The organism is Brucella tritici (genome assembly GCF_008932295.1).
In the GTDB taxonomy this organism is placed as follows: domain Bacteria; phylum Pseudomonadota; class Alphaproteobacteria; order Rhizobiales; family Rhizobiaceae; genus Brucella; species Brucella tritici.
The window spans coordinates 81885-104590 of record NZ_WBWA01000011.1; the positions used below are offsets into that span (position 1 = coordinate 81885).

A 22706-nucleotide genomic window follows, 5' to 3' on the forward strand; every position below is an offset into this window, starting at 1 on the left:
CCCTAAAAAACATAACAAAAAACCGGGCAGTTGCCTGCCCGGTTTTCCGTGTTCAATTATCAGATAATTAGAACTTGTAGCCAACGCCGACGCGGATGTCGTGGGTGTCGAGCTTGTTACGAACCGTTTCGGTGCCAAGATCATAGTTCTTGTTGCCGAACTGGGTGTAACGGTATTCGACGCGGCCCAGGATGTTGTCCGTGAGCTTGGCTTCCAGACCGGCACCAGCAGTCCAACCAACGCGGAACTTGCTTTCGTCGTCAAAGCCGTTGTCGAGCTTAACCTGCGAACCGGCAACACCAGCAGTGATGTACGGCATAACCGGGTTCAGGTCGTAGCCGAGACGTGCGCGCAGCGAGCCTTCGAAGCCCTGCTTGACTTCCAGACCGTCCTTGGACTTCTTGGCCCAGGAGTAACCGGCGTCACCTTCAACACCGTATACGAACTGGTCCTGCTGGAAGTTCCAGCCAGCGTAAGCGCCAGCCTTCATGTCGTCAGGCTTGATGGTGCCAACGGCGTCGGTCTTGGCCTTGTTCCAGCCGTAGCCGAGGTACAGACCGGTGTAGCCACCAGCCCAGCTATACTGCGGAGCCATTTCAACCGGAGCCGGAACAGGAGGCTGTTCCTGAATGGCATCAGCAGCGAAAGCAGTCGCAGAGAACGGCAGCAGCGCAGCCGAGGCGATTACGAGAGACTTAAGAGTGCGCATAGCATTCTCCTTACACAAATTACCTTTTGCGCGGTCCCTTATCGGGCGGGCGATGTTGGGAGCAAATCGTCCATGCCGCGCTGACAGGACCGACATATCGGCGGTAATTGCGGCACGAAATGCCCGCTTCTGTGGAGAGAACCTGACGAGAACGTGGCAAAAATGCGATGTTGCATTATCGCAACGCCGGATTCAGCCACCTATATAGTGGGAGAGTTTCGATTGCGGCGACCGCAACAACCGGCAGAAAGAAACGAAGTCGCTGAAATCTCTATCAATTTGTCAGTTATGAATGTTGCAGCCGCTGTTTTTAGCTGCAATCTTCCGACCGAAATGGCATGAAATCGACTGAAGAATCTCGATAAGAAAGTGTTTACCGTGTTGAACGATCACGAGCCCCGCCTGCTTGCTAAATGTCCGGTTCTGGTCACCGGCGGCGCACGGCGTATTGGCAAGGCAATTGTCGAGGACCTTGCCGCCCATGGCTTCCCGGTCGCCATACACTATAATCACTCCATCGATGAAGGCGCGGCCCTTGCAGCGGCCATAAACGAACAAGGCGGGAAGGCCTGTGTCGTGCGCGCAGACCTTTCATCCGAATCCGATGTTCGCAATCTTGTGGAGGATGCGTCACGCCAGATCGGGCCGATCCGGCTTCTGGTCAACAATGCATCGCTCTTTGAAGATGATCGCATCGGCCAACTGGATATGGCGCTGTGGGACAAGCACTTTGCCATCCATCTCAAGGCGCCGGTCCTGCTGGCCGAAGAAATGGCGAAAGCCCTGCCCAGCGGCGAAGAGGCGCTTGTCGTCAATGTCATCGACCAGCGCGTCTGGAAGCTCAACCCGAATTTCTTTTCCTATACGCTTTCGAAGACAGCCCTCTGGAATGCCACCCGAACCATGGCGCAGGCGCTTGCACCGCAAATCCGGGTCAATGCAATCGCACCCGGCCCAACATTGCCGAGCGAACGGCAGAAGCCTGGCGATTTCGAACAGCAGGTCGAGAAACTTCTTTTGCAGCGTGCGCCGGAATTGTCGGAATTTGGGCGTACTGTTCGCTATTTCTGGGAAAGCCGCTCCGTCACCGGCCAGATGATCGCACTTGACGGCGGACAGCATCTGGCCTGGGAAACCCCGGATATTGCAGGAATTACGGAATGACTGGAAACCGCAAGAACAATGAGGATGCCGTTGCAAATCTGCCGTCCGATGACGAGCAGGATGTGGCCGGTATTATCATTGGTGACGCGGAAACCGACGATGATGACGAGACCGACGATATAGCCGATGTTCCGGCCTCTCCGTCCGCTGCCGATTCCATTCAATGGGATTCCTCGGATGGCCTGCCGGATATTGAAGGCCTGAGCGGTCAGGACATCATCAATGCTTTCGTGAAGCGCCTGCCGAACAATCCGGGCGTCTACCGCATGTTCAACAGCGATGGTGACGTGCTCTATGTCGGCAAGGCACGCAATCTCAAGAAGCGCGTTTCCAACTATGCGCGCGGCGTCGGCCATTCGAATCGCATCACGCGGATGATCCGCGAAACGGTGACGATGGAATTCGTCGTCACCCGGACGGAAACCGAAGCCTTGTTGCTGGAAGCCAATCTCATCAAGAGGTTGCGTCCGCGCTTCAACGTGCTGATGCGCGACGACAAGTCGTTTCCCTATATTCTTCTGACCGGCGACCATCGGGCACCCGGCATTTTCAAGCATCGCGGTGCGCGGTCCCGCAAGGGAGACTATTTCGGTCCCTTCGCCTCTGCCGGTGCCGTTGGTCGCACGATCAACGCGCTTCAGCGCGCCTTCCTGCTGCGGACCTGCACGGATTCGGTTTTTGAAACGCGTACCCGTCCCTGCCTTCTCTTTCAGATCAAGCGTTGTTCCGGCCCCTGCACGCACGAGATCAGCGATGAGAACTATGCCGAACTCGTCAATGAGGCCAAGGCGTTTCTTTCCGGCAAGAGCCAGTCGGTAAAGGACCACCTCGCAACGGCAATGCAGGCCGCGTCGGCGGACCTTGATTTTGAGCATGCAGCCGTTTACCGGGATCGTCTGGCGGCGCTTTCTCATGTGCAATCCCATCAGGGCATCAATCCGCAGACGGTTGAAGAGGCTGACGCCTTTGCCATCCATCAGGAAGGCGGCATGACCTGCATTCAGGTCTTCTTCTTCCGTACCGGCCAGAACTGGGGCAATCGCGCCTATTTCCCCAAGGCGGACAGTTCGCTCGGCCCGGCAGAGGTTCTGGGGGCATTCCTGTCCCAGTTCTATGACGACAAGCCATGTCCGCGGCTGGTTCTCCTGTCCGAGACGGTTGAGGAGCAATCGCTTATTGCCGAAGCGCTCTCGACGCGCGCGGGCCATAAGGTACAAGTCAACGTCCCCCAACGCGGAGAGAAGAAGGATCTTGTCGATTACGCGCTTACCAATGCGCGCGAAGCGCTTGGACGGCGGCTTGCTGAAACATCTTCGCAAGCCCGGCTGTTGCAAGGCATGGCCGAAACCTTCGGCCTGTCCCAGCCACCGCGCAGGATCGAGGTCTATGATAACTCGCATATCATGGGTACGAATGCTGTCGGCGGCATGATCGTCGCGGGACCGGAAGGCTTCGTCAAAAATCAGTACCGCAAGTTCAACATCCGCTCGACCGATATTACGCCGGGCGACGACTTCGGCATGATGCGCGAGGTAATCGAGCGGCGCTTCTCACGGCTGGTCAAGGAACATGGCACGCCGGAAGAGTCGACTGACGCAGAGGTAACCGACACGTTTCCTGCGTGGCCCGACGTCATTCTGATCGACGGCGGGCAAGGTCAGGTTGGCGCGGTCAGGCAAATTCTCGGCGAGCTTGGGATCAGCCATCTCGTCAATGCAATCGGCATTGCCAAGGGCGTCGACCGTGAAGCAGGGCGCGAACGTTTCTTCGTGGAAGGCAAGCAGGCCTTTACACTGCCGCCGCGCGATCCCGTGCTCTATTTCATCCAGCGCCTGCGCGATGAAGCGCACCGGTTTGCCATCGGCACACACCGCGCCCGGCGCAAGAAGGAAATGGTCAAGAACCCGCTCGATGAGATTGCGGGAATCGGTCCGTCGCGAAAGCGTGCGCTTCTGCACCATTTCGGAACCGCAAAGGCCGTCTCCAGAGCCGCGGTTGCCGATCTGATGCAGATCGAAGGCATCTCTGAGGCCATGGCCAAGACGATTCACGATCATTTTCGTGACAGATGACGTAATTTTGTCCGGAATTGAGGCGCAAGCGTCATTAGGTCCCGGTAGAATATATTCGCAGGTGTTGATTTTAACGGTCATCCCTGTTGATGTGCGGCTGACAACGATGCGGCGGAACAATGCAGAAAAAACATACCCTCTCCTTGCCCAATATCCTCACCTATGGCCGGATCATTGCCGTGCCGCTTGTGGTGTTGTGCTTCTTTATCGAGGGGAGACTGGAATCGAGCGATTTCGCCCGATGGACCGCCCTGGGATTGTTTGCCGTCGCCAGCATCACGGATTTTTTCGACGGCTATCTCGCCCGCATCTGGAAGCAGACCTCGACCATCGGTCGCATGCTTGACCCGATTGCCGACAAGCTTCTCGTATCCGCCATCCTGCTGCTCCTTGCAGCCGACGGAACCATTGCCGGCTGGACGCTTTGGGCTGCGATCATCATCCTGTGCCGCGAAATTCTGGTTTCGGGGCTGCGTGAATATCTTGCCGAGCTGAAGGTCAGCGTTCCCGTTTCCCGTCTCGCCAAATGGAAGACGACAGCACAAATGATTGCGCTCGCATTTCTGCTCGCAGGCCCTGCCGGTGACAAAGTTATGCCCTATGTAACGGAAATTGGCATTGTACTGCTTTGGATCTCGGCGCTTCTGACGCTTTATACGGGCTGGGATTACTTCAAGGCGGGCCTCAAACACGTAATGGATTGATCCAGTGGCGGTAAAACTCGTCTATTTCGCATGGGTGCGCGAGAAAATCGGCAAGGGTGAAGAAGTCATCGAACTCCCCTCACCCAAAACAACCGTGGGCGATCTGATCAGCCACCTGAAATCGCGCGGCGAGGAATATGAAGCGGCTTTCGAGCATGAGCATGTCATTCGCGCCGCGATCAACCAGGAACATGCCGAGCATATTGAACTCGTGAATGACGGCGATGAAGTTGCGCTCTTTCCTCCCATGACGGGGGGATGAGATGAGCGGGCCAGAGCATTTCCAGCAAAGGCGCGGAGCGCCTACGCGGGGAAATCAGTCCACAGGACTGATTTCTAATCCCGCTCCGATGCGCAGGATAATGCGTAAAAACAAAACGATAGGGCATTTTCAATGATTCAAGCAAAACCGGAAATGCCCTAATGACATGCCCACTTTTCGTCGGCATAAGAAACGAAGACTTCGACACGGCAGCGGAGCTGCGCAAGCTTGAGCACGGGCGAACGGATATCGGCGCCATCGTCACCTTTACCGGCCTGTGTCGCGATGAAAGCGGCACGCTTTCCGCTCTGGAGCTGGAGCATTATCCCGGCATGGCCGAAGCGGAAATCACCCGCATCGCCCGACAGGCTATCGAGCGCTGGCCGATAACAGCCCTCACGATCATTCATCGTTACGGGCTCATCAAACCGGGCGAAAACATCGTTCTGGTCGCAGCAGCATCATCGCATCGACACGCGGCTTTCGAAGCCGCCTCTTTTCTGATGGATTACATGAAAACCGATGCCCCATTCTGGAAAAGGGAGCATCTTGCAGACGGTTCGGTCGGCGGTTGGGTGTCGTCCAAAGAGGAAGACGAGAAGATTCGCGACCGCTGGCAGCAGTCATAAGCTTTCGATTACTGGCTATTCTATTGATCCCCTTTCTCATTTTAATTGCGAATTAACTATTTAACCCCCTAAAATAACGGGTAATTTGGTTAGCACGTTCTTGCGCTGCCACAATTTTCACATGAAGATTTCGCTAATGTCGGCATTATGAATCAGGCGCTGACAAGCGATGATGACAGACAGATTGGAATCCGCATCAGCGCCATCTGTCTTGCAACAAACAACGCGTGCGGGAACGGAAGTTTCGGGCTTTGACGATGCGAAATGGATTGGCGAAAACCCTCTCAATTGCTGCGGCACTGGTGGTCGGCATTGGCGCGCTTGGCGGCGCCGCCTTGTTCCTGACCACATCGATGCCGACAAGCAGCATGGCGGCGGAAAAAACCGTCAGCGGCAAGGTAATGTATCGCGAGCGCATCGCGCTGCCGCCGGAGGCGAACCTGACGGTTCAGCTTTCCGACATCTCGCTGGCCGATGCCCCGTCGAAAGTCATTGGTGAAACGCGGATCGAATCCGTTCAGGGATCACCGATCCCGTTTGCCATCAACTTTGATACGGACCAGATCCAGCCGGGCCATACCTATGCCCTGCAGGCACGCATTTCGGCAGGCGATACGCTGTGGTTCGTCAATGACGAACGCTATTCCATCGATCCGGAGAACCCCGGTACTCCGGCAGAGATCAAGGTTGTGATGGTCCGCAAAAGCGGTGACGAAGGCGCTGCCATCGGTATCGAGGGCAAGGACTGGCTCGCGGAGGACATTCAGGGCGGCGGCGTGATCGACAATGCGCAAACCACCCTGACGGTTTCGACCGACGGTGCCGTCAGCGGTTCAGGCGGCTGCAACCGTTATTTCAGCAAGGCGGTCGTGACCGGGGAAAACATTTCCTTTGCCGATATCGGATCGACCTATGTTCAGTGCCCGCCTGCCCTCATGAACCAGGAGCGCAAGTTCCTCGACGTGCTCGGTAAGACCAAGTCCTACAAGATCGATATGGGCAAGCTTGTTCTCTTCGATGACGAAGGGAAAGAAATGGCAAGGCTCGCGCAAAGTCTCTAAAGCAAAAAAGCCCGGCAATGCCGGGCTTTTTCTTTGAATTCCGAGCGGGATCAGCCGACGATTTCGGTGCCCGAGAACCAGTATGCGATTTCTTCTGCGGCGGTTTCAGGAGCGTCCGAACCGTGCACGGAGTTTTCGCCGATCGACAGGGCGAATTCCTTGCGGATGGTGCCTTCGTCAGCGTTGGCCGGGTTGGTCGCACCCATGACTTCGCGGTTCTTGGCGATGGCGTTTTCGCCTTCCAGAACCTGAACGATCGTCGGGCCGGAAGACATGAATTCGGTCAGTTCGCCGAAGAACGGACGATCTTTGTGAACAGCATAGAAGCCTTCAGCTTCACGCAGGCTCATCCAGACGCGCTTCGAAGCGACGACGCGCAGGCCAGCTGCTTCGAGCTTGGCAGTGATTGCGCCGGTCAGGTTGCGGCGGGTCGCATCGGGCTTGATCATGGAGAAGGTACGTTCGATTGCCATTATGACACCTTGTTCGCTGGGAAATTTCAGAAAAGTGAGGCTCTATACCGTCGATAGGCCGAATTGCCAAGAGGCCACGCCATTTTGAACACATCGCATACCGCCTAGCAGCTTGAGACGACGGAAATTTGAAGGCATAGATAATGCCACTCTGATTCAGGCTATCGGGTAGCGGGGGACTTGTATGGAACAGCATTTTCAAATGTTTGCGTGGTATAATCGCTGGGCTAATGAACTGCTTTATGCCGCCGCCGCCGATCTGAGCGACGAGGAATACCGGCTCGATCTTGGGCTGTTCTTCGGCTCAATTCATCGCACGCTCAACCATCTTCTGGTCACCGACCGCATATGGATGAAGCGGTTTACCGGCGAAGGCGACCATCCAAAGCAACTCGATGCCATCATAACCGATAATTTCATCACGCTGCGCGATCTGCGTAATGCCGAAGATGAACGCATCTGCCGCTATACCGACGGATTGGATGCCGACAAGCTTGCGGGACGTTTTACCTATACGACCGTTTCGGACATGCGCACGATGAGCCAGCGGCTTGCGCCCTCGCTGGCGCATCTGTTCAATCACCAAACCCATCATCGCGGCCAGATCCACGCGGCATTGACGCGGCTCGGTACTGACGCTCCATCGCTCGACCTCTCACAATTCCAGCGAACCGAAGGCGGACGCCGCTTCGCCTGACTGATGTTGATACTTGCGGAAACGCTTCAAGCCGTGCAAAAGCGCTTTCACCATGCTTATCCTTGACGACATCTCCGTACGCATTGCCGGACGCCTCCTGATCGACCACGCCAGCGTAACGCTGCCAGCGGGATCGAAGACCGGTTTTGTGGGCCGCAACGGCACCGGCAAATCGACCCTGTTCCGTGTGATTACGGGCGATCTTGCGTCGGAAACAGGCAGCATCTCGCTCCCGAAAAATACCCGTATCGGTCAGGTGGCGCAGGAAGCGCCCGGCACAGAAGATGCGCTGATCGAAATTGTCATGAAGGCTGACAAGGAGCGCACCGCACTTCTTGAAGAGGCTGACACGGCAACCGATCCGCACCGCATTGCCGAAATTCACACCCGCCTTGCCGACATCGACGCTCACTCTGCGGAAGCTCGCGCAGGTGCCATTTTGTCCGGTCTCGGTTTCAATGCCGAAGCACAACGCCAGCCCGCATCCGCCTTTTCCGGCGGCTGGCGCATGCGCGTCGCTCTGGCAGCGGTTCTTTTTGCCGAACCGGACTTGCTGCTCCTCGACGAACCGACCAACTATCTCGACCTTGAAGGCGTGCTGTGGCTGGTCGACTATGTGAAGCGCTATCCGCACACGGTCATCATCATCAGCCACGACCGTGATCTCCTGAACTCGGCGACCAGTTCGATCATGCATCTCGACCAGAAGAAGATCAGCTTCTGGCGAGGCAATTATGATCAGTTCGAGCGCCAGCGCCACGAAATGCTGGAATTGCAGCAGAAGGCCCACGCAAAGCAGGAAGCCCACCGCAAACACATGGAATCCTTCGTGGAACGGTTCCGCGCCAAGGCCACCAAGGCCCGTCAGGCGCAATCGCGCATGAAGGCTTTGGAAAAGCTCAAGCCAATCGAGCTCTATGTGGAAAGCAATGTGCAGCCGTTTCGTTTTCCCGATGCCGACAAAAAGACAGCATCGCCTGTCATCGCGCTTGATAATGCCGATGTCGGTTATGTGCCGGGCAAGCCCGTCCTTCGCAATGTAACCCTGCGTATCGACAATGACGACCGCATCGCGCTGCTCGGCTCAAATGGTAACGGCAAGTCGACGCTGGCCAAGCTGATTGCCGGTCGCCTGACGCCGGAAAAAGGTACACTTACGCTTTCGCCAAGCCTGAAGGTCGCATTCTTCGCACAGCATCAGATGGATGATCTGATCCCCGAAGACAATGCCATCGAGCATGTGCGCAAGCTCATGCCGACGGAACCGGAGGCGAAGGTGCGCGCGCGTGTTGCGCAGATGGGCCTTTCGACCGAGAAGATGCTGACACCGGCCAAAGACCTGTCCGGTGGCGAGAAAGCGCGTCTCCTGATGGGACTTGCGACCTTTCACGGTCCCAACCTGTTGATCCTCGACGAACCGACCAACCATCTCGACATCGACAGCCGCGAAGAGCTTGTGCATGCGCTCAACGCTTTCAACGGCGCGGTTATCCTGATTGCCCACGACCGCCATCTTATCGAAGCTACGATGGAACGGCTCTGGCTGGTCCGCGAAGGCGGCGTAAAGGCGTTTGAAGGCGATCTCGATGAATACCGGCAGATTGTTCTGGCCGATGCCAAGGGAGAACCGGCCGCCGACCGCGACGATAACGCCAAAGTCAACAAGGCCGAACAGCGAAAATTCGCCGCCCAGAAACGTGAAACCATGGCGCCACTGCAGAAAAAGATCAAGGAAACCGAAGCCTTGATCCAAAAACTGCAGAAACAGATTCAAGGCTTCTCGTCACAACTGGAAGATCCGGCCCTTTACGAGAAGGAACCTCAGAAGGCTATCCGGATCAACAAGGACATGAGCGACGCCCGTTCTGCACTTGCGGATGCTGAGGACAAGTGGCTGGAACTTTCCACCGAATATGAAGAAGCGATGGTGGATTAAAACAGCCATTGCTTCGGCGCACCACCGCCTAGGCGAACATCAACAAGGCCACGATTGCCAGCGCCAGCCAACCCACGATGCGCATGGCAACCGGCAGAGGGCGGGGCATGAACTGCACCGCGAGAAGCGCGAAAATAACGGTCAGAGTGGGAAAGCCGAAATAAAGGGCAGCGTAACCGCTCTGCCCTTCAAAGGAAGAGCCGAAGACGCCCAGCTTTTCGAGCGGTATCAGCGTAACCAGCGCGGCAAGAGCCGAAAGCAGCAACAGCAACAATCTGTCGGAAATTTTGCAGAGCATCGTCATCAATCAGCTCTGGGGACGCAGGCGCGTGCGCATCAGGGCATAAAGACCGAATGCACCGAGGATCAGCCCGATGGTCGTATAAACCTCGTCAGGCGTTTCGGCCCCACGGCGCAATACGAGATCGGCTTTTGAAACCTGAAGCCCATCCGTGTTTCCCTGCACCAGACGAAATGCATAAAGCCCCGGAATGACCGGATCGATGTCCCCGGCGCTCTGGCGCAGAACGCTGCCATCCTGCGGGCGGTCCGTATTGATGGAACCGCTGGTGGAGGCGAAATCGAGTCCCTGGGAGAGAACCGGCTGGCCGTCGCGGCTGACCGCAAGCGTAACCGCCGAGCGCCTTTCCGCAGGCACGTAACCCGGCAAAGGCGTGGCATCGATGAACACACGCACAGGCCCATCAGCCGCCGACAGCCTGACTTCCTGTATCTTGAAGCCGCTCTGACGATTTTCAAGCATGGTCCAGCGGCCAATCTCGCTGCCCGTGAAATGGCGCATATACCAGGGATAGCCGATGCCAAAGCCAAACCCGGCGACGATCATCGAAATGAATAGAGCCCGTATCACGCCTTGCGCTCCCAGCGGCGATCCGGCGTCTGCTGCCAATAGGTCAAGTCGTGATTTCCTGCCTTGAAATTCTTCCACTGCCCTCGGGCAATATCGAGCTGATCCTGATCATGCCCGTCAAACATGACGACAAGACGCTCATAGACATCCGCCTGTTCCAGCCCGGCGCCTTCAACGAGAAAGCGCACCGTCGCTCCATTCGGATTGGCTTCACTGGTGGTCAGCAATACCGGCTGGTGTTCGGGATGGGGCTCTTTATCCGTGCCATGCGCCACAAAGGATGTATCGGAGAAGGTCCAGAGCAAGCCGTCCAGCGCATCGCGTCTTTCCTCGCTGACCGTCTGGATCGTGACGCGCCAGCCGCGTCCGAGCGAACGCTCGACCAAACCGGGCAAGGCCTCATCGAGTGTCGATTCCGTCAGATGGTAGAAGAGAATTTCCGCCATGCACTATCCGTTTCGGAAACGGGTGAAGAAATTGATTCCGCTTCTCCACCCATCCTTTTGTTTGGAAAAGATTTTAGCTTTCGAAATGGTCCCGGACAAGGCGGTCCAGCAGGCGCACGCCATAGCCGGAAGCCCATGTCTGGCTATACTCGTTTGCTGGCGATCCCATGGCTGTTCCGGCAACGTCGAGATGCGCCCAAGGGGTCTCGCCGACAAAGCGCTTCAGGAACTGTGCTGCCGTAATCGATCCGCCGTAACGGCCGGCACTGTTCTTCATATCGGCAAACTTCGAATCGATCATCTTGTCGTATTCAGTGCCGAGCGGCAGGCGCCACAGCTTTTCGCCGGTCGACTGGCCCGCATCGTAAAGCTGGTCCGCAAGCTCGTCGTCATTGGAGAAAAGGCCGGCATGATACTGGCCGAGTGCAACCATGACGGCACCCGTAAGGGTGGCCAGATTGATAATGAAGCGCGGCTTGAAACGATCATTCGTATAGTGCAGCGCATCGGCGAGGACGAGACGGCCTTCAGCATCGGTATTGATGACTTCAATCGTCTGCCCCGACATGGATGTCACGATGTCGCCTGGGCGCTGTGCATTGCCATCCGGCATATTTTCGACAAGGCCGATAATGCCGATGGCGTTGACCTTTGCCTTGCGACCAGCCAGAGCGCGCATCAGGCCCGTGACGGCTGCCGCACCGCCCATGTCGCCTTTCATGTCCTCCATGCCACCGGCAGGCTTGATGGAAATACCGCCCGTATCAAACACCACGCCCTTGCCGACAAAAGCAACCGGCTTTTCCTTGCTCTTCGCGCCCTGCCATTCCATGACAACCAGTCGCGGCGGGCGAACGGAACCCTGTGCTACGCCCAGAAGCGCGCCCATACCGAGCTTCTTCATTTCCTTCTCGCCGAGGACTTCAACTTTCACGCCAAGCTTTTCGAGCTTCTCGGCTTCCTGTGCAAACTCGACCGGACCAAGAATATTCGCAGGCTCGTTGACGAGATTGCGCGCCTGGATAACACCGTCCGCGACCGCTTCTGCAACTTCAAAAGCACGCTTTGCCGTATGCGGGTCAGCGACGCAGATGCTGACCTTGGCAGCATGTTTCGGATCGCCATTTTCCTCATTGTTCTTGCGCGTCTTGTAGCGTTCGAACTTGTAGGAGCGCAGAATCATGCCAAGCGCCAAATCTGCCGCTTCGTCACCGGCGATGGTGGTTTCAGGCAAGGCCAGCGTCACGGTTGCACGCTCGGCCTTGCCGATTCGTGAAAACGCTGCGCCACCAATCTTGAGCCAGTCGTCATTGCCAAGCTTGCCGGTTTCGCCGACGCCGACCAGAACGATCTTGTCGATGCCACTGGAAGTTGTCTCGATCGCTTCCGCCGTCTTGCCCAATGCGCCGGTGAATCCGGAAATTTCGGCAATACGCTTGATCTTTTCCGCGCCGCCCACGGCCTGAGCCGCTTCATCCGCAAAACCGCCGCCCTTGGCGACGAGGACGATGGACACGCCTTTTTCCGGTACTGCAAAATCGCTGAAAGAGATCGAAGGACGTTTAGACATGACAACTCCAAACTTGGTGTCGATTTGAGAATGACACGATTGTGTCGCGACTTTTCCCCACTCATGTGAGACGAATATGGCGAAACAGCAAGAGCAGATCCCAGATTGTCCAGTTTTAGCCCGAGGAAAACCGTGCAGGACACAATTGCAAACCCGTCTTACATGCTTCCCGCAAAATACTGGCTTCCCGCAAAAACCGGTTGCCTTGAGCCCACTCATCACCCATTAAGGGAAACAGCAGAGCTGGCATCTTCATGATGCTTTTAGTAATCTGTTAACCGCGTTTATTGGGCCAATCTTAGCCAAGCGTCATTAAGTTTAGTGATTATCACGAGTGCCGCAGCCATTTTCAGGTGCGCACTCTTCAACGGAACCGGGATGTAGACTCCACCTATGCGATTGATTGAGTTGTACATCTTGCGCCGGGTGGCGATCATGTTCCTCGCAGTGCTTGGGGCGGCAGTCGGTATTACCTGGACCGTGCAGGTGCTTCAGCGCATCGACTTTCTGACCACAAGCGGCCAGACATTCCAGACAATCATTCAATTCAGCTCGCTGTTGATTCCGTCAGCCATCCCGCTCGTGATGCCGTTTGCGCTGATCATTGCGATCACACAGACGCTGTCCACCATGAACCAGGATTCCGAGCTGGTCGTTATCAATGCATCGGGTGCCCCGCGCAGTGCGGTGATGCGCCCTATTCTGATTCTTGCGGCCGTGATTTCCGTCGTCTCGTTTCTCGTCGCCAATTATGTCGATCCCTATGCGCGCATGAACATGCGCGCCATGATCGCCAATGCCAGCGCCGATCTGATGAATGTCATCGTTCAGGAAGGCAATTTCCGCAAACTGGCGGACAATCTTTATATTCAGGTCGCGGAACGACGCGCCGATGGCAGCATTGGCGGACTTTTCATCGCCGATTCCCGCGATCCATCGCTTGACCTCATCTATTATGCTGCCGATGGCGCAATTGCTTCGACGCCAAGCGGTGACATGCTTTTGATGCAGAACGGCGAAGTGCAGCGGCGTGACGTGTCGGATGGCACGGTTTCGATCATCAAGTTCAATTCCTACGCATTCGATCTCAGCCAGTTTGCCTCGGCTGGCGACGATTTCGTCATCTATGCGAAAGACCGTCCGCTGTCCTATCTTTTGAACCCGGACCCGAATGACCCGATCCTTCAGACCCGCCCATTGCGCTACAAGGCCGAATTGCACCGGCGTCTGACGCAATGGCTCTATCCGGTTGTCTTTGCAATGATCGCACTGGCTTTTGCGGGCGATTCCCGTTCGCATCGGGAAGCTCGTGTCTCTGCGTCCTTCTCGGCGATCAGCACCGCCCTCCTCGTCTATTGGGCAGGCTATTTCGCATCCGACCGGGCCGACAAGGATGCAGGCTATATCGTCGTCATGTATCTCGTGCCCGCCGCCGTCATCCTTGTGACTGGCTTTGCGCTCGCCACCGGGCGACGGATCGGCCTGCCGGACAAATGGAACGACCGTATTCTCGACAATTTCGACAGTCTGAGAAACCGCGTTTCGGAGCTTTATGCCCGTCTCACCGGACGTTCCCGCAATAAAGCCGGAGGTCAGGTATGATCGGCTGGACGCTCGGGCGCTATTTCTTCATCCGCTACGTGCAGATCACGTTCTATTTTCTGCTCGGCATCTTCGCATTGTCGCTGCTTCTCGATTTCACCGAGAATGCGAGCAAGCTTTCAAACCTGCCGGACTATTCGGTGTGGGCTGCGCTTGGCCTTTCCGCCATGCGCGTACCCTTCATCATGCAGCAGATGATCCCGTTTGTTGCCCTGTTCTCCGCAATGGCGACGCTCATCTCGCTCAATAGAAAATACGAACTTGTTGTCGCTCGCTCCGTTGGCGTGTCGGCCTGGCAATTCCTTCTGCCTGCCTGCTTCGGCGCATTCCTGTTTGGCCTGGCGACGATCTTCATCCTCAATCCATTCGCCGCCTACGGTTTTGCCAAGGCCGACGAGATTGCATCGACATGGAAGACCGGCAAGGTTACCGACGTTTCCGCCCTGCGCGACCCGTGGCTGCGCCAGAAAACGGATGAAGGCGAAACCATCATCGGTGCAAAGAGCATTCTGGATCAGGGCGCGACACTTGCTGACGCGACATTCATTCAGTTCGATGAGAAGAAGAATATCAAGGTACGCTACGACGCGCGGACCGCACAACTGAAGGACGGCCACTGGGAGCTTACCGACGTGACGCGATTCGCGCGCGGCGAAGAACCCCAGAAAATGGCGAGTTTCCAGATCGAGACGCAGCTTCGTCCGGAATATGTGGAAGAGAAGCTCGCGACGCCCGACACGATCCCCTTCACGCAGTTGCGCCACAAGATCGAGGTCGCGCGTTCCTTCGGTTACTCCGCAAACGCATTTGATATGCAATACCAGTCACTTCTGGCATTGCCGGCATTGCTGATGGCGATGACTCTCATTGCTGCAACAGTGTCGTTGAAATTTGTGCGATTTGGTCAGTCAGGAGCTATGATTCTGGGTGGCGTTATCGCAGGCTTCATGCTTTATGTCGTTTCGGTGCTAGTGAAGGCATTCGGGAATGCGGGATTCGTTCCGCCATTCGTGGCTGCCTGGGTTCCGGTTATTATCGCAACATTCTTTGGTGTCTCCTTTTTGTTGCATAAGGAGGATGGTTAGTGGGTTCGAGTAACGCCCGCATGGTATTGCCCCATTCGTTCTCGCGCCTGACGCGCGGGACGGCTTTGGCGTGCGTCCTTGCTTTGCCTTTCATTTCTGTCGCGGCCCTGCCCTCACCCGCATCGGCACAGGACGCTCTTGCTGCCAATTACAAGAGCGATCCGAACGCACGCATGCTTCTACAGGCTGACGAGCTTGTCTATGATCGTGACGTCAATACCGTCACGGCTCAGGGCAAGGTGCGCATCGAGTATGACGGCAATCATCTCGTCGCCGACAAGGTAACCTATAACCAGCAGACGCGGCGCATGACTGCGACGGGTAATGTTGAGGTCGTCGAGCGCGACGGCAACAAGATCTACTCCGACCATATGGATGTCACCGACAGTTTCCGCGATGGCTTCGTAAACGGCCTGCGCGTCGAGACGACGGATAACACCCGCTTTGCCGCTGAAAGTGCCGAACGCAGCAACGGCGAAATCACGACGTTCAACAATGGCGTCTATACGGCCTGCGAACCCTGCGCGAAGAATCCGGACAAGCCTGTTCTCTGGCAGATCAAGGCGCGCAAGATCATCTGGAACAGCACGACGAAGACGGTCCGTTTCGAACATGGCCGCTTCGAGTTCTTCGGCATGCCACTTGCCTACTTCCCGGCATTCGAGATGGCCGACCCGACGGTAAAGCGCAAGAGCGGCTTCCTGTTTCCGGGTTTTTCCTACAAGGACGATCTCGGCTTCGGCATCAAGAACTCGTATTTCTGGGCACTTGCTCCAAATTACGATCTGACGCTTTCCACGACCGCCTATACCAAGCAGGGCTTCCTGACCGAAGCTGAATGGCGTCATCGTCTTGAAAACGGTACCTACAATCTTCGTATTGCTGGCATTCACCAGAACAAGCCCGGTGAATTCGATCTGAACACCGTTGATCGCGAAGAAGACAACCGCGGCATGGTTGCGTCGAAAGGTGATTTTAATCTCAATTCGCGCTGGCGTTTTGGCTGGGATGTGATGGCACAGACCGACCGGAATTTCAGTCGGACCTATGATATCGAGGGTTACAATCAAGGAACACAAATCTCCAAGATCTATCTCAGAGGTATCAATAACCGTAACTACTTCGACCTCAACTTCTATCGCTTCAACGTGCAGGAATCTCTTCTGTCGAATAATTTGCGTGAGATGCACTCGAAGCAACCATGGGTTTTCCCCAGCGTGGACTATTCCTATACGTTGCCGGATCCAGTCTATGGCGGTGAATTGAACTTTACGAGCAATCTGCAAGTTCTTTATCGAGAGAATACCAACTATTCTACGAACCGTAGAGGTGGCGTTGCAGATTTTCCACGTATTCCAGGTTTTGATGGAACGAACGTCCGTCTAACTAGCGAAGCTGAATGGAAACGCACGTTCATAACGCCCGCTGGCTTGGTAATCACGCCGTTATTGGCATTGCGCGGTGACGCGATTGGTGTCAATACGGACTTCAATCCTATAGACGCTGGATATACGGATGCACTGGTGCGTTCTGAAGCGCTTCGTGCTATGGCAACGGCCGGGCTTGAGCTTCGCTGGCCCATTCTGTTTTCAAGCACCAGTTCTACCCATATCATCGAGCCGATCGCCCAGCTTTATATTCGTAACAATGAACGCTATGCGGGCGAACTGCCGAATGAAGATGCCCAGAGCTTCGTCTTCGACGCGACGAACCTGTTTTCGCGTGACAAATTCTCCGGGTATGACCGTGTTGAAGGTGGTACACGAGCCAATCTCGGTTTGCGCTATTCGGGCAACTTCAACAATAGCGACTGGGCTCTTTATGCTCTCGGCGGCCAGTCGTTCCAGTTAGGCGGCGTGAACTCATTTGGGACGAGCGATTTTGTTAATGCCGGCGCGGATTCGGGTCTTGAAGATGCCCGTTCCGATTATGTTGCAATGATCGGCACATCCAACTCGAGAGGACTTGCCCTTGCTGCCCGCGGTCGTTTCGACAAGGATAGTTTTTCTGTTGAACGCGGTGAACTTGAGGCCCAACAGAACTGGAAAAAACTTTCGCTTTCAGCACGATATGCTTATATCGCTCCGCAACCAGCTTATGGTTACTCTGATCTTCGTCAGGAAGTCACGGGCTCGGCAACGGCACGTATTACGCCAAACTGGCGCGTTTTTGGTTCGGGTACCTACGACATGGTATCCGAGACGTTGGTTCGAGCGTCCGCTGGTTTAGCATATGACGACGAATGCTTCACTTATTCCATGGCTTATTTACAAACGCGAAATCCATCGCGGGTTGATGATAAGCCATCCCATAGCATAGGCTTCAACATTTCGCTGCGTACCCTGGGTGACATAGGTAGCGGCAATCAGATTTTCTAAATTTGACAGACCGGAAGCACTAGAAATGCTTCCGGTCTTTTCATTTCATTCGACAAAGAAATTTGCACATCAAAGCCTAATTTGGCTTTCTTTCTGTAGTATTCACACGATACAACCTTCGCAAAATAGCTTTTGGGTCATTGTTTCGCCGCACTGGGTCATCTATACAGGCAGCTTATGATCAGCCGCTGATATGATTGATTGATTGTTTGGCTGCCGACGATAATGACCATAAAGGGATACGTCCGGTAAGGATTGTCGTTCATCGACCGGAAGGAATCGGGAAAGAAAGATGATGATTGCAAGACCTCTCTTCGCCTCCATGCTGAGCGCCGCAGTCTGCTTGACGACGCTTGGAACGGTTGCGGTTCCAGCATTTGCTGCAGGTGCAGGTTCCGAGGTCAAGGTTATCGTCTCCGGCAACGCCATCACCAACAGCGATATTCAGCACCGCATGGCCTTTTTGAAGTTGCAGCGCAAGGGCGGAAATCTCAGCCAGATTGCCAAGCAAGAGCTGACTGATGAAATGCTGAAGCGCGTCGAGATGAAATCGCGCGGCATCAATATTTCCGAACAGCAGGTCGATGAGGCTTATGCCGGTTTTGCCAGCCGTAACAAGATGAGTCTGGCACAACTCAATCAGTTGATGAACCAGTCGGGTGTTACGCCGGATCATTTCAAGAAATACATCATGGTCCAGATGGGCTGGGGCCGTCTCGTCAGCGCCCGTTTCCGTGCGACCGGCATGGTCAGCGAACAGGAAGCCGTTCAGCGCATGTTGAAGGATGGCGGCAAGAAGCCTGTGGCGACCGAATATCGCCTCCAGCAGGTCATTTTCGTGGTGCCGGCTTCCAAGCGCTCTCCTGCCCTGCTCGCCAAGCGCAAGCAGGAAGCCAATGCACTTCGCTCGCGCTTCCAGAATTGCGATGCAACCCGTCAGCAGGCCAAGGGCATTCTTGACGTAACCGTCCGCGATCTTGGCCGCATTATCGAACAGCAATTGCCTGGCGAATGGTCCAAGGCGGTCAAGTCCACATCGGTTGGCGGCACCACCCCGCCGCAGGAAACCGAAAAGGGCGTTGAATTCCTGGCCGTCTGCTCAACCCGGCAAGTGTCGGATGACCGCGTCGCCCAGCTCGTCTTCTCCATGGAAGGCGCGGATTCCGCTGCCGGTCAGGAAAAGAAGGCGGAACAGCTCAGCGAGAAATATCTCAAGGAACTGCGCGAAAAGGCGACGATCGTCAATCGCTAAACCGACCTGACGGATTCATCCGTATTCATTGGACTATTGACGCGATGTCCGCATCACCTGTTCCTCCTCTCGCCATCAGCATTGGTGATCCGTCCGGCATTGGCCCCGACGTTGCGCTTGTCGCCTGGCTCCGGCGCGACGAGCTTGCGTTGCCGCCTTTCGCCTTGCTGGCAGATCCGGTTCAACTGACTGCGCGCGCAAAGCATCTCGGACTTGACGTCGAGATCGAGGTCATCACCACCATTTCTGCCGCAAGCCGTGTATTTGCGCATGCTTTGCCGGTTCTCCCTCTCGACAACAAGCTGACGGATAGTGTCGGCAAGCCCTTGCCGGAAAACGCTGCAGGCATCATCGAAGCCATCGAGCGCGCTGTCGAACTCACATTGAAAGGTGAGGCTTCAGCAGTTGTCACCTGCCCTATTTCAAAGAAGCCGCTTTATGAAGCCGGGTTCCAGCATCCGGGCCATACGGAGTTTCTAGCGGAACTCGCCAGCAAATATCTGGGCAAACCTGTCACGCCCGTCATGATGCTTGCCGGGCCGCAGCTTCGCGCCGTTCCGGTCACCATACACATTCCGCTTGCCGAAGTGCCCGCCCGTTTAAGAACTGCCGATATCATCGAAGTTTCGCGGATCACCGCCACCGAACTGCGAGAACGGTTCGGCATTCTCGCACCGCGTCTCGCCATATCCGGACTTAACCCGCACGCCGGTGAAGGCGGAGCTATGGGCAAGGAGGATGACGCTATCATCCTGCCAGCAGTCGAGGCATTGCGCAGTGAAGGGATAGACGCTCGCGGCCCCCTGCCCGCCGATACGATGTTTCACGCGCCAGCCCGCGCGACCTATGATGCTGCGGTCTGCATGTATCACGATCAGGCCCTTATCCCGGCCAAGGCACTTGCTTTCGATGAGACTGTGAATGTGACCTTGGGGCTTCCCTTCATTCGCACGTCGCCGGATCACGGCACGGCTTTCGACATTGCAGGCAAAGGCATTGCCCGCCCGGACAGCCTTGTCGCGGCCATTCGTCTTGCACAGGAACTGGCTGAAAACGCCGCCAACGCACACTAACGAGTACAAATGGCATGAGTATTGATGGCCTTCCCCCGCTTCGCGAGGTAATCGAACGGCATGATCTGATGCCGAAGAAATCGCTCGGCCAGAACTTCCTTTTCGACCTCAATCTGACATCGAAAATCGCCCGTCAGGCGGGTAATCTGCAGGATCAGCCTGTTATTGAGGTTGGCCCAGGCCCTGGCGGCCTGACCCGCGCGCTTCTGGCACAAGGTGCCTATGTTACGGCAATCGAGCGCGATGAACGATGCCTGGACGCGCTCGCAGAGATTGAAGCGCATTATCCGGGTCGTCTGCGCATCATCTCCGGTGATGCGCTTGAGCAGGATTTTTCGGCGCTGTTTCCAGACGGGCCGAAGCCGCGCATCGTCGCCAATCTGCCTTATAATGTCGGCACGCAGCTTCTTATCAACTGGCTGCTGGTCGAGCCATGGCCACCCTTCTATTCGTCCATGACATTGATGTTCCAGCGGGAAGTCGCCGAACGTATCGTCGCGACACCGGACAGCGATCACTATGGACGTCTGGGTGTGCTTGCCGGGTGGAGAACAGTTTCCAAGATCAGTTTTGATGTGCCCCCGCAGGCATTTACGCCGCCGCCGAAAGTCATGTCGTCGGTCGTTCATATCACTCCGCGTGAAAATCCGCTGCCTTGCAACGCCAATGCTCTTGGACAGATCACGCAGGCCGCTTTCGGACAGCGTCGCAAGATGTTGCGCCAGAGCCTGAAACCGGTGGGCGGAGCCGAGCTTCTCGAAAAGACCGGTATCGACGGAACACGGCGCGCAGAAACGCTCAGCGTCGAAGAGTTCGTCGCGCTGGCAAACGCCTATCGCCCGATAAAGTAATCAGTGATGGCGCCCACCCTTCCCCGAAGTTGACTTCGTGACTTCGGGTGCAGCAGGCATGACTGGCAGCTTCATTTCATTGACGATCTGACCCACATGGTCAATTTCTTCGCGGAAGCTATTCAGGGATGAGCCTGTCAGTTTTTCACCTGCATTGAGACGCGCCGTCAACGGATCGACATATTGGTCGCCGACCTTGAGTTCGTAATAGAGGTGCGGGCCGGTCGAGTAGCCTGTCGATCCGACATAGGCGATCACGTCTCCCTGCTTCACGCGATCACCGACCTTCAGGCCCTTCTTGGCCGATGCAAGATGCGCATAGGTCGTACTGTAGCCGCCCTGATGGCGTATGCGGACATATTTGCCATATCCCTTCTGATACGAGATCAACTCCACCACACCGTCACCCGCCGCAACGATGGGCGAGCCGATCGGCGCATCGTAATCGACACCATTATGGTGTTTGCGAACATGCAGAACGGGATGGATGCGCCAGCCGAAACCATCATTGAGACGGCCATTCGGCAGCGGCTTCTGCATGAGATATTTCGTCATGGACGAACCATCTTCATTGAAATAGTCAGCACCGTTATTGCCTTCGTGACGGTACAGGCGGTGGCTTTTACCGTCGGTCGTGAACTCAACGAAAACCAGTTCCGGTTCGGTGTCTGCGCTTTTGCGGAATAGAAGATCGATCAAATCGGGCTTTTTACCGCCATTCAGCGAAATACCATTCTGTGAAGCCAGCTTCTCGACTTCACCGACGATTGCCTTCGGTGCGCCTGCCTGCTCCAGCCGCGACGAAATGGAGCCGCTATTGCTGACTGCATTTTGCGGATGATAGGCCGTCAGCATCGCATCGCGCGACAGGCGAGCAAAAAGGCGCTCATTGCCCGTGGCGCGGAAAACGCCATCGTCGGCACGTCCATAAATTGCCTTGTCGATATCGCCATGCTCGAAGCGCGCAAGCGCAATATGCTGCTCTCCATCGGCGTGCTGCCTCGACTTGTCCACCAGCAGTTCAAGATTGTCACCGGGCACCAGTTCTGTTCGCGCCAGGGCCTCCTCAAGCCGCTTGCTGTCTTCAACCGCAATCCCCGCCGCTTGCAACAATGCGCCCAATCGCTCGCGCGACTGCGGTGCGACAATGATTTCGTGAACCTTTGCGCCCGAAGCAACAGCCGGTTTGGCGAGGCTGACATTGATCGGAACACCCCGCTCCAGCTCTTCCTCAGGCCGTTTCGGCAAGGATTTCGGTACGGAAATCTCTCCGCGGAGCGTGTCGTCTATGGCAGCACGGCTGGAACCTTTGAGATCGAGCACCACATGCTGGTAGGTGTAGAGACGCGCGTCACCATCCTCGACGCCTTCAGCAATATCAATGCGTCGGGATACCCGGCTTCCCTGGTCAGTACCGATCTCCGGTGCCAGTCTTGCCTCTTTCGGCGCTGCGCGTCTCCTGTTTAGCGTCGCCGGATTGACCATGACCGGCTGTGCCGCGCGGCCATGACGGACAAGCCGTCCGGTCGTAAACAGAAGCCCGCCGCCAGCAATGACCATTGCGGCTATCAGCGCCAGACAGAACCGCAAATGCGTATGCAAGGAAAACCGGACCTGCCGGAATGGCTTCAGGCTGTGAGAAGAAAGCGGCTCGCTCTTCAAGGCCGCCTTGAAAGCCGCAAAATCTGGCTCCGCCGTCGCAGCAACTTTTCTTTCGTTTGCTGGCGCTGACCAGAAGACCATTTTGAACAATTCTCCACCACTGGATTATCGGCGGATGAGTGGTAAAGACAGCGGCCAAAATAAGGCTTACGGCAGGATATCCACCGTAAGAGAATCACATTCAGCGAATTGTGAAGATCAGGCCTCTA

21 protein-coding genes are annotated in these 22706 nt (G+C 55.9%); 14 read left to right on the forward strand and 7 right to left on the reverse strand.

The window, feature by feature from the left end; genetic code table 11:
• Window positions 1-67: 67 nt before the first annotated feature.
• On the reverse strand, window positions 68-709 hold the full coding sequence (omp25, locus tag F9K91_RS13320; RefSeq protein ID WP_061347327.1) for an outer membrane protein Omp25: 642 nt from the start codon (window positions 707-709) through the stop codon (window positions 68-70).
• A gap of 378 nt (window positions 710-1087) precedes the next feature.
• Here omp25 and F9K91_RS13325 point away from each other — a divergent pair, with 378 nt between their 5' ends.
• The 6 genes from F9K91_RS13325 (at window position 1088) to F9K91_RS13355 (ending at window position 6601) form a co-directional block, all read left to right on the forward strand.
• Window positions 1088-1873 (forward strand): SDR family oxidoreductase, encoded by a 786-nt coding sequence (locus F9K91_RS13325; RefSeq protein ID WP_235813522.1) that lies wholly within the window; start codon window positions 1088-1090, stop codon window positions 1871-1873.
• The gene (uvrC, locus tag F9K91_RS13330) at window positions 1870-3945 is read left to right on the forward strand and encodes an excinuclease ABC subunit UvrC (RefSeq protein ID WP_151677962.1); all 2076 of its coding nucleotides are present in this window, start codon (window positions 1870-1872) and stop codon (window positions 3943-3945) included. The genes F9K91_RS13325 and uvrC overlap by 4 nt, the downstream gene beginning before the upstream one ends.
• Window positions 3946-4064: 119 nt before the next feature.
• Window positions 4065-4649, forward strand: a complete 585-nt coding sequence (gene pgsA, locus F9K91_RS13335) for a CDP-diacylglycerol--glycerol-3-phosphate 3-phosphatidyltransferase (protein WP_151554820.1) — start codon at window positions 4065-4067, stop codon at window positions 4647-4649.
• A 4-nt stretch (window positions 4650-4653) separates the two neighbouring features.
• The gene (gene moaD, locus F9K91_RS13340) at window positions 4654-4911 is read left to right on the forward strand and encodes a molybdopterin converting factor subunit 1 (protein WP_151554821.1); all 258 of its coding nucleotides are present in this window, start codon (window positions 4654-4656) and stop codon (window positions 4909-4911) included.
• Between the two features lie 161 nt (window positions 4912-5072).
• Window positions 5073-5540 carry a molybdenum cofactor biosynthesis protein MoaE gene (locus tag F9K91_RS13350; protein WP_061347322.1) on the forward strand — a complete coding sequence of 156 codons (468 nt, stop codon included), beginning with the start codon at window positions 5073-5075 and terminating at the stop codon, window positions 5538-5540.
• A 257-nt stretch (window positions 5541-5797) separates the two neighbouring features.
• Window positions 5798-6601 (forward strand): YbaY family lipoprotein, encoded by an 804-nt coding sequence (locus F9K91_RS13355; protein ID WP_151554872.1) that lies wholly within the window; start codon window positions 5798-5800, stop codon window positions 6599-6601.
• Window positions 6602-6651: 50 nt separating this feature from the next.
• Here F9K91_RS13355 and ndk read toward each other — a convergent pair whose 3' ends face one another.
• Window positions 6652-7074 carry a nucleoside-diphosphate kinase gene (gene ndk / locus F9K91_RS13360; RefSeq protein WP_010661674.1) on the reverse strand — a complete coding sequence of 141 codons (423 nt, stop codon included), beginning with the start codon at window positions 7072-7074 and terminating at the stop codon, window positions 6652-6654.
• 184 nt (window positions 7075-7258) lie between these two features.
• On the opposite strand from ndk, the gene F9K91_RS13365 reads away from it, so the two are divergent.
• A complete protein-coding gene (locus F9K91_RS13365) occupies window positions 7259-7771 on the forward strand; it encodes a DinB family protein (RefSeq protein WP_151677963.1) in 513 nt (170 codons plus the stop codon).
• Between the two features lie 52 nt (window positions 7772-7823).
• The gene (locus F9K91_RS13370; protein WP_151677964.1) at window positions 7824-9707 is read left to right on the forward strand and encodes an ABC-F family ATP-binding cassette domain-containing protein; all 1884 of its coding nucleotides are present in this window, start codon (window positions 7824-7826) and stop codon (window positions 9705-9707) included.
• A gap of 28 nt (window positions 9708-9735) precedes the next feature.
• Here the strand turns inward: F9K91_RS13370 and F9K91_RS13375 are convergent, their stop codons facing one another.
• From F9K91_RS13375 to F9K91_RS13390, 4 genes are all read right to left on the reverse strand, one after another.
• The gene (locus F9K91_RS13375; RefSeq protein WP_151677965.1) at window positions 9736-10011 is read right to left on the reverse strand and encodes a hypothetical protein; all 276 of its coding nucleotides are present in this window, start codon (window positions 10009-10011) and stop codon (window positions 9736-9738) included.
• Window positions 10012-10014: 3 nt separating this feature from the next.
• Window positions 10015-10575: a type IV secretion system effector BspB gene (bspB, locus tag F9K91_RS13380; RefSeq protein ID WP_412842163.1), complete on the reverse strand. Its 561-nt coding sequence runs from the start codon at window positions 10573-10575 to the stop codon at window positions 10015-10017.
• Complete coding sequence (locus tag F9K91_RS13385) at window positions 10575-11024, reverse strand: DNA polymerase III subunit chi (RefSeq protein ID WP_061347315.1); 450 nt, start codon at window positions 11022-11024, stop codon at window positions 10575-10577. Before F9K91_RS13385 ends, bspB begins: the two co-directional genes overlap by 1 nt.
• Before the next feature lie 73 nt (window positions 11025-11097).
• On the reverse strand, window positions 11098-12594 hold the full coding sequence (locus tag F9K91_RS13390; RefSeq protein WP_151677966.1) for a leucyl aminopeptidase: 1497 nt from the start codon (window positions 12592-12594) through the stop codon (window positions 11098-11100).
• A 393-nt stretch (window positions 12595-12987) separates the two neighbouring features.
• Between F9K91_RS13390 and lptF the strand changes: the two genes are divergently transcribed.
• The 6 genes from lptF to rsmA all read left to right on the forward strand — a co-directional run bounded on the left by lptF (window position 12988) and on the right by rsmA (window position 20835).
• On the forward strand, window positions 12988-14196 hold the full coding sequence (gene lptF / locus F9K91_RS13395) for an LPS export ABC transporter permease LptF (RefSeq protein WP_151677967.1): 1209 nt from the start codon (window positions 12988-12990) through the stop codon (window positions 14194-14196).
• Window positions 14193-15281, forward strand: coding sequence for an LPS export ABC transporter permease LptG (gene lptG / locus F9K91_RS13400; protein WP_151554829.1), 1089 nt, complete (start codon window positions 14193-14195; stop codon window positions 15279-15281). The genes lptF and lptG overlap by 4 nt, the downstream gene beginning before the upstream one ends.
• Window positions 15282-15301: 20 nt before the next feature.
• Window positions 15302-17659, forward strand: coding sequence for an LPS-assembly protein LptD (locus F9K91_RS13405; RefSeq protein WP_151677982.1), 2358 nt, complete (start codon window positions 15302-15304; stop codon window positions 17657-17659).
• 292 nt (window positions 17660-17951) lie between these two features.
• Window positions 17952-18911 (forward strand): peptidylprolyl isomerase, encoded by a 960-nt coding sequence (locus F9K91_RS13410; RefSeq protein WP_061347310.1) that lies wholly within the window; start codon window positions 17952-17954, stop codon window positions 18909-18911.
• 44 nt (window positions 18912-18955) lie between these two features.
• Window positions 18956-19984 (forward strand): 4-hydroxythreonine-4-phosphate dehydrogenase PdxA, encoded by a 1029-nt coding sequence (gene pdxA, locus F9K91_RS13415; protein WP_151677968.1) that lies wholly within the window; start codon window positions 18956-18958, stop codon window positions 19982-19984.
• Between the two features lie 14 nt (window positions 19985-19998).
• A complete protein-coding gene (gene rsmA / locus F9K91_RS13420) occupies window positions 19999-20835 on the forward strand; it encodes a 16S rRNA (adenine(1518)-N(6)/adenine(1519)-N(6))-dimethyltransferase RsmA (RefSeq protein WP_151677969.1) in 837 nt (278 codons plus the stop codon).
• Here the strand turns inward: rsmA and F9K91_RS26785 are convergent, their stop codons facing one another.
• Complete coding sequence (locus tag F9K91_RS26785; protein ID WP_151677970.1) at window positions 20836-22578, reverse strand: M23 family metallopeptidase; 1743 nt, start codon at window positions 22576-22578, stop codon at window positions 20836-20838.
• Between the last annotated feature and the right edge of the window lie 128 nt (window positions 22579-22706).

What these genes read in the sequence shown, in the direction of transcription:
- F9K91_RS13370 (WP_151677964.1), top strand. Translation starts at nt 7,824, where the DNA reads ATGCTTATCCTTGACGACATCTCCGTACGCATTGCCGGACGCCTCCTG.
- rsmA (WP_151677969.1), top strand. Translation starts at nt 19,999, where the DNA reads ATGAGTATTGATGGCCTTCCCCCGCTTCGCGAGGTAATCGAACGGCAT.
- F9K91_RS13375 (WP_151677965.1), bottom strand. Translation starts at nt 10,011, where the DNA reads ATGACGATGCTCTGCAAAATTTCCGACAGATTGTTGCTGTTGCTGCTT.
- F9K91_RS13385 (WP_061347315.1), bottom strand. Translation starts at nt 11,024, where the DNA reads ATGGCGGAAATTCTCTTCTACCATCTGACGGAATCGACACTCGATGAG.
- uvrC (WP_151677962.1), top strand. Translation starts at nt 1,870, where the DNA reads ATGACTGGAAACCGCAAGAACAATGAGGATGCCGTTGCAAATCTGCCG.
- omp25 (WP_061347327.1), bottom strand. Translation starts at nt 709, where the DNA reads ATGCGCACTCTTAAGTCTCTCGTAATCGCCTCGGCTGCGCTGCTGCCG.
- ndk (WP_010661674.1), bottom strand. Translation starts at nt 7,074, where the DNA reads ATGGCAATCGAACGTACCTTCTCCATGATCAAGCCCGATGCGACCCGC.
- pdxA (WP_151677968.1), top strand. Translation starts at nt 18,956, where the DNA reads ATGTCCGCATCACCTGTTCCTCCTCTCGCCATCAGCATTGGTGATCCG.
- F9K91_RS13390 (WP_151677966.1), bottom strand. Translation starts at nt 12,594, where the DNA reads ATGTCTAAACGTCCTTCGATCTCTTTCAGCGATTTTGCAGTACCGGAA.
- lptF (WP_151677967.1), top strand. Translation starts at nt 12,988, where the DNA reads ATGCGATTGATTGAGTTGTACATCTTGCGCCGGGTGGCGATCATGTTC.
- F9K91_RS13355 (WP_151554872.1), top strand. Translation starts at nt 5,798, where the DNA reads ATGCGAAATGGATTGGCGAAAACCCTCTCAATTGCTGCGGCACTGGTG.
- F9K91_RS13410 (WP_061347310.1), top strand. Translation starts at nt 17,952, where the DNA reads ATGATGATTGCAAGACCTCTCTTCGCCTCCATGCTGAGCGCCGCAGTC.
- lptG (WP_151554829.1), top strand. Translation starts at nt 14,193, where the DNA reads ATGATCGGCTGGACGCTCGGGCGCTATTTCTTCATCCGCTACGTGCAG.
- F9K91_RS13405 (WP_151677982.1), top strand. Translation starts at nt 15,302, where the DNA reads ATGGTATTGCCCCATTCGTTCTCGCGCCTGACGCGCGGGACGGCTTTG.
- F9K91_RS13365 (WP_151677963.1), top strand. Translation starts at nt 7,259, where the DNA reads ATGGAACAGCATTTTCAAATGTTTGCGTGGTATAATCGCTGGGCTAAT.
- F9K91_RS13350 (WP_061347322.1), top strand. Translation starts at nt 5,073, where the DNA reads ATGACATGCCCACTTTTCGTCGGCATAAGAAACGAAGACTTCGACACG.
- F9K91_RS26785 (WP_151677970.1), bottom strand. Translation starts at nt 22,578, where the DNA reads ATGGTCTTCTGGTCAGCGCCAGCAAACGAAAGAAAAGTTGCTGCGACG.
- pgsA (WP_151554820.1), top strand. Translation starts at nt 4,065, where the DNA reads ATGCAGAAAAAACATACCCTCTCCTTGCCCAATATCCTCACCTATGGC.